General features: G+C 38.7%; 8 protein-coding genes. 2 read left to right on the top strand and 6 right to left on the bottom strand.

Annotation, left to right across the window (positions count from 1 at the left end; all coding sequences use genetic code 11):
* The coding region (locus L1264_RS21090; protein ID WP_235404608.1) for a copper resistance system multicopper oxidase at window positions 1-1671 on the bottom strand (1671 nt) is incomplete at its 3' end.
* A gap of 166 nt (window positions 1672-1837) precedes the next feature.
* Here L1264_RS21090 and L1264_RS21085 point away from each other — a divergent pair.
* Complete coding sequence (locus L1264_RS21085; protein WP_004588805.1) at window positions 1838-2524, top strand: heavy metal response regulator transcription factor; 687 nt, start codon at window positions 1838-1840, stop codon at window positions 2522-2524.
* On the top strand, window positions 2514-3911 hold the full coding sequence (locus L1264_RS21080; protein WP_024601570.1) for a heavy metal sensor histidine kinase: 1398 nt from the start codon (window positions 2514-2516) through the stop codon (window positions 3909-3911). Before L1264_RS21085 ends, L1264_RS21080 begins: the two co-directional genes overlap by 11 nt.
* A 514-nt stretch (window positions 3912-4425) precedes the next feature.
* Here the strand turns inward: L1264_RS21080 and L1264_RS21075 are convergent.
* From L1264_RS21075 to L1264_RS21055, 5 genes are all read right to left on the bottom strand, one after another.
* Entirely contained in the window at window positions 4426-5442 is a 1017-nt protein-coding gene (locus L1264_RS21075; RefSeq protein WP_063527454.1) for an IS110 family transposase, read from the bottom strand.
* A gap of 163 nt (window positions 5443-5605) precedes the next feature.
* Window positions 5606-5938: a DUF6488 family protein gene (locus L1264_RS21070; protein ID WP_028834945.1), complete on the bottom strand. Its 333-nt coding sequence runs from the start codon at window positions 5936-5938 to the stop codon at window positions 5606-5608.
* 41 nt (window positions 5939-5979) lie between these two features.
* A complete protein-coding gene (locus L1264_RS21065) occupies window positions 5980-6504 on the bottom strand; it encodes a hypothetical protein (protein WP_028834944.1) in 525 nt (174 codons plus the stop codon).
* Between the two features lie 43 nt (window positions 6505-6547).
* On the bottom strand, window positions 6548-7243 hold the full coding sequence (locus tag L1264_RS21060; RefSeq protein WP_028834943.1) for a HupE/UreJ family protein: 696 nt from the start codon (window positions 7241-7243) through the stop codon (window positions 6548-6550).
* Window positions 7233-7460, bottom strand: a 228-nt coding sequence (locus L1264_RS21055; protein WP_235404605.1) for an efflux RND transporter permease subunit, incomplete at its 5' end; no start/stop codon positions are given. The genes L1264_RS21055 and L1264_RS21060, both read right to left, overlap by 11 nt.

The raw sequence follows: 7460 nt of genomic DNA, 5'->3' as shown, positions 1-7460 counted from the left end.
ACCTTGCTCGTTTTCTAAATCACTCCACATACCATGCAAATGCATAGGGTGCGTCATCATGGTATCGTTTTGTAAAATAACTCTTAAACGTTGGTTATGCTTCATATGCACTGGCGTGCTTTTACCAAATTCTAAGCCATCAAATGACCAGCTATAACGTTCCATATTTCCGGTTAAATGCAGCTCAATTTCAGCTTCTGGCTCTTGCTGGTTAGTGATCCCTTCAAGTGAGTGTAAATCTGCAAGTGTTAAAACACGACGACCATTTTTACGTAAACCAATACCAGGATCATCAAGATTTGTTCTCGGCATATCAACGCGCATATCAACTGAAGCTCCATACTCCGTTTTTGCATGACGCACTTTAGAGCTGGCAACCGCTAATGGGTTTTCAGACATACCATGTTTGCTATGATCCATCGCCATTGGACCGTGATCCATAGCGCTATGATCCATTTCTTTAGAGTTCATACCTGACATGCCAGCCATACCTGCCATTGCAGAATGCTCACCGCCGTGGGTCATATTGCCCATCATATCGGTCATCGTTAACCATTCAACAGGGTCAAGTGCAGGTACTGGCGCATCAATATTAGGCGAGCTTGATAAAGTTCCTTTTGCGTAACCAGAGCGATCCATACTTTGAGCAAAAATCGTATAGGCATCATTTTTAGGCTCAACAATTACGTCGTAGGTCTCACCAGGGCCGAATCTAAATTCATCAACTGTCACTGGTTCAACGTTTTGCCCATCAGCTTGTACAACTGTTAGTTTTAGTTCTGGAATACGAACGTCAAAAAAAGTATTGCTTGAGCCATTAATAAACCTAAGTCTTACTTTTTCTCCAACTTTAAACATTCCTCGCCAATTTGACATTGGCGTACTACCGTTCATTAAAAAGGTCATTGCTGATGCAGATAAGTCAGCTAAATCTGTAGGATTCATTCTCATTTGATTCCACATTTTGCGGCGTTGCAAAGCATTCGAAACACCGCTATTTGAAACGTCATCAAAAAATTCTGGAACAGTGGGCTGATTGAAGTTAAATACATCACTCTGTATTTTTAATTTGCGGAACAGCGCCATTGGGTCATCATCAGTCCAATCAGATAATTGAATAACATGCTCGTTATCTGCACTAATAATATCTTTTTCTCGCGGTTCAATAATTAATGCACCGTACATGCCAGTCATTTCTTGAAAGCCACTATGTGAGTGATACCAATATGTACCGCTTTGTTGTAATTTAAATTTATAAACAAAGGTTTCGCCAGGCATAATGCCTTTAAAACTGATACCAGGTACGCCATCCATTTGGTACGGTAAAATAATGCCATGCCAATGAATTGAACTCGGTACTGATAACTTATTTGTTACTCTAATAGTAACGTCATCGCCTTCTTTGAGGCGCAAGGTAGGGGCGGGTATAGAGCCATTGATAGTTGTCGCCATACGTACTACGCCAGTAAAGTTAACCGGCGATTCATCTATAACCAGATCAATTACTTTGCCGCTAAGTTCGGGCACAGTGCCTGTTATTGTTCCTGTTACTAAAGATGATGCAGCATGTAATACACTCGGAAAAGCAGCAAGTACACCTCCTGCAATTAAGCCTTGAACAAATCGTCTTCGTGGTGTGCTAACCTGTTGTGATGACTTTTTAAACCCCATTTCCTTACTCCTTCATACCAGAATATGTATTGAGTATAGAAAATAGACCTGTCTTAAACATGACGCGAACATTACAAAGTTGTAATGTTGGTGTCATGTTGCTGTAGTGACAGATACTGCATAATATTTGCAGAGGTAGTTGTTAGGACTTTAATGAAGGAATTGTATGCGCTTATTAGTTGTTGAAGATGAATCAAAGACAGGAGATTATTTAAAACAGGGGCTAAGTGAAGCTGGTTTTCAGGTTTCTTTGGCGCGCAATGGACTTGACGGTCATCACCTAGCAATGACCGACTTATTTGATGTAATAATACTTGATGTCATGTTACCTGACGTATCCGGTTGGAAAATTTTACAGTCGCTACGTGAAGCAGATAACAAAACCCCAGTACTATTTTTATCTGCTCGCGATAGTATAGACGATAGAGTAAAGGGGCTCGAACTTGGTGCTGATGACTATTTAATAAAGCCTTTTGCTTTTGCTGAAGTTTTAGCAAGAGTACGCACTCTTATTCGCCGTGGTGTAGTACAAACAGTTGACGATATACTGATAGTTGCTGATTTAGAAATGGATATTCCAAAGCGAAAAATACAACGTGCAGGCAAGCGTATTTTATTGAGTAATAAAGAGTTTAGCTTACTTGAACTATTGTTACGGCGCGAAGGTGAAGTACTGCCACGTTCGTTAATTGCTTCTCAAGTATGGGATATGAATTTTGATAGCGACACCAATGTGATTGATGTTGCCATTCGTAGGCTAAGAGCAAAAGTTGATGATGACTTTACTGTTAAATTAATTCATACGGTTCGTGGTATGGGCTATAAATTAGAGGTTGAAACTGATGGCTATTAAGTCACGGCCTTTATCACTTACGATGCGTGTTGTGTTGTTTGTCGCTGTAACCGTTATTGCGTGCTTAACTTTAGTTGCCACCTTAATAAATAGTTCGATAAAACATCATTTTTTCCAGCAAGATAGTAGTGAACTGCATGTTATTAATCAATCTATTGAATTAGTTTTAAGACAACAGTATAAATCAAACCTGAAACTTAAAAATGAATTATCTAACGCTGTAGCGGGTCATCACGGTGTTTACTATCAGGTAAATACCGCAAAAGGAGAGCTCATTTTTCAAAGTTCTGAACGAGATTTTAGTGATTTTGTAATGAGTGCTAATGCTTCAGCTGGCTTTAACCGTAACAACATTACCTCATGGCAAAATGATACCCACACCTACCGAGCTCTGGTGAGTAATTTAAGTACTGGGCAACAGCAATACAAAATTACTACAGCGATAGACATGAGCTTTCATTTACACTTTCTCAATCAATTTCAACAAAGTCTTTGGGCTATTATGTTTGGCTCTGCGGTACTCATTTTATTGGTGGCTTGGTTTGCTATACATCAAGGATTGAACCCTTTACGAGGTTTGAGTCAGAAAATGCATGACATCCAAACTAATAAGATGGATGTAAGGCTTGATGAAAATAAAGTGCCTATTGAGCTTGTTAATATGGTGCAGTCGTTTAACTCGATGCTCGACAGGCTCCAAGGTGAATTTATTCGTTTATCAAATTTCTCTAGTGATATTGCGCATGAGTTACGTACTCCACTAACAAATATAATCACTCAAACACAGGTTGGTTTATCTAAAAAAAGACAGTTGTTAGAGTATCAAGAATTATTGTTTTCTAATCTAGAAGAGCTGGAACGACTAACTAAGATGGTTAGTGATATGCTTTGGCTTGCAAAAACTCAGAATGGACTGGTTAAACCCGTTCAAAATACTCTAAAAAGCCATGATGAAATTGAAGCATTATTTGAGTACTTTGATGCTTTGGCTGAAGACTCATTGATTACATTTAAGAAAAAAGGTCAAAACCTTTGTTTTTATTGTGACAAATTACACTTTCGCCAATTATTATCAAACCTCCTATCCAATGCAATAAGGTATGCCCCAAAAGGCTCATCAATCACAGTAAATAGTGAAATATTTACCGCTGATAAAATATGTATTTCAGTGATTAATACTGGGGAGAGAATACCTTCTGAGCATTTACCTTATTTATTTGACCGCTTTTATCGACCCGATAAATCGCGCCAACGACACAGCGATGGAGCTGGTTTAGGGCTTGCAATAGTTAAAGCTCTAGCGCAAGCAAACGGTGGAAATATAGAGGTCAGTTCAAATAATCAAACTACCAGCTTTAAAGTTTTTCTAAATTTAGCTAAAAGCTAATTATTAAATTTAATAACCCAATGTTTGCTTGTACCTCTAGACTTCCCAGCTTTCATTAAACACCGGTTTATAAACTTAAAGTACAAAACGGAAGTAAACTTCCGGTTTCTAACCCAATATTGCTATATTTCGGAAGCAAACTTCCGTTTATAGGAATTCAAAGGTAGTTATCGGAAATATACTTCTGTTTTTGAAAGCGTTGGCCTAGATAGCTATATGAGCCATTTTTCGGGGTCTTATTTGAGCGAAAAGCGGAGGGTCGGGTAAACTCGTTTTTGGACAGAATGTATGGTACGCCCCGTTTTGCAAGTTAATAACTAAAAATAACGGAGATGGTTTGCGCTAATGTATTCAGAGTCTATTAGAGACTAACATTAGTCCCAGCTCTACGATGAGATCTGCGCCAGATTGTCCTCAAAAACGAGAAAGCATTTTTCTTGCTGAACTGTCCACAAGGTCTTCAATCTGGTGGTCTAACCGTTTTGTCATCATTAATTATCATATGCAAACTGACTTAAACTCTAATTTCAAAAGGCTTCTTCGTGGTCATTACAGACCAAGCTATTCTTGCTATTTTATTTGCTAAAGCTACAAGCGCCACATTAAACGGCTTTCGACATTTTAAATCTATCAACCATGTTCCAAAGAACTTTTCTGCTGTTTTATCTCGCCACATAACGGCACGAGCTGCGTGAATAAATAACTCTCTAAGCTCCTTATTCCCTCGCTTAGAAATACCTAGCATTCTGGGCTTTCCTCCCGTTGAATATTGAAATGGCACTAACCCCAGCCAAGCGGCAAAATTACGTCCATTATCAAAATCCTGTGGACTACCAACTGCTGATATACAGCATGATGCAGTCATAGGTCCAACACCTGGAATTGTTTGTAATAACTTAGCTATATCGTTTTCTTTATTTAACGCTAATAACTTATCTTCTTGAGCTTTAATCCACACATTTAGTTGATTGTAATATTCATATTGAGTTGTTAGCTCTGCAATCAATAGCGGTGGCAACACTTCATTTTGATCAGCTATCCATTGGAACAAGTTTTTCATTTGATGATGGCCTCTCGGAAAGCTAAGTCCAAATTCCAGTAGTATCGAGCCAATTCGGTTCATACAGGCGGTTCTTTCTTTAATATAGCCAGAACGAACACGTCTAATAACTATACCTAGTTGAGCTTCTTCTGTTTTGACTGAAACAAACCTCATGTTTGGCCTTGTTGCAGCTTCTGCAATCGCATCTGCATCAATGTAATCATTCTTATGGGTCTTAACATAAGGTTTAACATATTGAGCTGGTATTAGCTTAACCTCATGTCCAAATTGTTTGCATTTCCTTGCTAACCAGTGAGCACCGCAGCAAGCTTCCATTGCAATAACTGTTGATTCTTGGACAGATAGAAAATCGACTAACTTTGCTCTGGAGTATTTATGACGAAATATTTCACGACCAGAATAATCGTGACCAATTAGGTGAAAGGTTGATTTACCTAAATCAATACCTATGACTTTTGCAACTGACATGATGGTTTCCTCCTGTAATAGCCAACACTATGAGTTTAGCTAATGGGTGGGGCGTACCATCTAATTAATGAGTTAAAGCCGACCAGTGGTTCTATGCCAAAAGCGGACTTGGTACAAAACAAAGGCACCTCTTGCTTCTATCAAAAGGTGCCTTCTTATTTTGTTAAAAGTCGTTTTTATCTTTAACCGATATAACTTGACCGTTTTTTGCAATTTGGAAGTAAAGCTTATCTTCGTTGCTAGCATTAGATGCACTAACTACATAGAAATTGTCTTCAACGCTAGCAATCGAAAGTTGCGACTTATCAATATTTTTCCATGACTCATCTAACTTACCGACTTCAAAACCAGCGTCTTTAAACGTCATTTTTTGAATATGTGTTGCAGCGATGATAACAGCTTTCTGACCGCTGATGACACCATGATCTCCATGTGCCTGTACATTACTAGTTAGCAAGGCACCACAAAGCGCAACGATTGATATTAGTTTGTTCATTTTAGTCTCCATTTGGTATGAAATTCGTAAAGTTAAATTCGTTATTGTTTAAGGCCAATAACTTCGTATTGCCCTTTAACCAGTAGCTGTACTGACACTGGTTTATCTGATTTGTTTTGCCAGTACCAACCATGAGAGCCTGCAAATGGGGTGGTATAACTGCCTTTCATTTCATTAGTTGTAGCAATAGCATAGCTTTCAAAATATCCCGTTGTGTCACCTTCAGGCTCACCATGTAAATCGAAGTACAATGGAGCACCATCGGTTAACCATTCATAAGTCATTTTTTCATGCTGCTTCATATAAAATTTATATTCGATGCCGCGTCCCGCAGGGACTGTCACTTCTATTGTTTGAAACTCATCCGTGCCTTTAGTTGTCTCTAATGACGTTGTTTCCATTTCAGCCGCTTGTGCAAGTGCTGTTAAACCTAACTTGTTGCCAATACCTGTCGGATCGATGTTGTACTCTGCTGGTAAGATAAAGGTAACCAGTGCAATAGCCGCGACAACGACTGCTGAAATACTCGCTTTAACGAGTGTTTTGGTACTAACTGTATGTTGCATAAAATTCTCTTTTATTTCTGTATTTCTATAAGTTAAAAATCGATTAAATAGTAAAGTAACCAGTAAGTTGTAAGCCCATCAACATCACACCAGCACTCATTAGTGCAGTATTCGTGACTGTCGAAAAACGTTGAAATGACGGCAGTTTTCTCCATGCATTTATCATGATCAAAATAAGTGCGAGCGCAGCAAATTGACCAAGTTCAACACCTAAGTTAAAGGCAATCAGGTTGGTAATAAGACCTTCATCAGCTAGGCTAAATTCTTGTAATTTGGTAGCTAAACCAAAGCCATGAAATAGACCAAAAATCAGCACCGCCCATTGGGTATTAGGCTGCCAATTAAAACAACGCTTAAAGCCACCTAGATTATCGAAGCCCTTGTAAATTACGGAAAAACCGATAATGGCATCAATTAAATAAGCGTTGACCTGTATGTCACTTAACACACCAAATAACAGAGTTGTACTATGTCCAATAGTAAACATGGTGACGTACAACAGTACGTCACGGCTACGATATAAAAAGAAGATAACACCCACTAAAAACAATAAGTGGTCATATCCCGTTATCATATGTTTAGCGCCTATGTATAGGAATGGAATAAACTGAACACCTGTATTCTGTTCCAAAAACGCTCTGGTTTTATCATCAACACCGTGAGCAAAGGCTTCAATGCTAACAAGTGCCAGCAACGCAACTGCCAAATAGGTTAACGCTTTAATCATATTATTTGGCATCTTGAGACTCCAATACTTCAACATCAGTCAAAATAGACTCCTTTTCTTTGTGTAAAATTCTGTATAAGGCAGGAATGACAAACAGAGTCAAAATCGTTGACGAAATAATGCCACCAATGACTACTGTTGCGAGAGGTCGCTGAACCTCTGAGCCAATCCCTGTATTTAAAGCCATCGGAATAAAACCTAATGATGCGACCAAGGCGGTTGTTAATAC

It is taken from the genome of Pseudoalteromonas sp. APAL1 (assembly GCF_021532475.1).
GTDB classification, from domain to species: domain Bacteria; phylum Pseudomonadota; class Gammaproteobacteria; order Enterobacterales; family Alteromonadaceae; genus Pseudoalteromonas; species Pseudoalteromonas lipolytica_C.
This window is presented reverse-complemented; position numbering and strand designations above follow the sequence as displayed.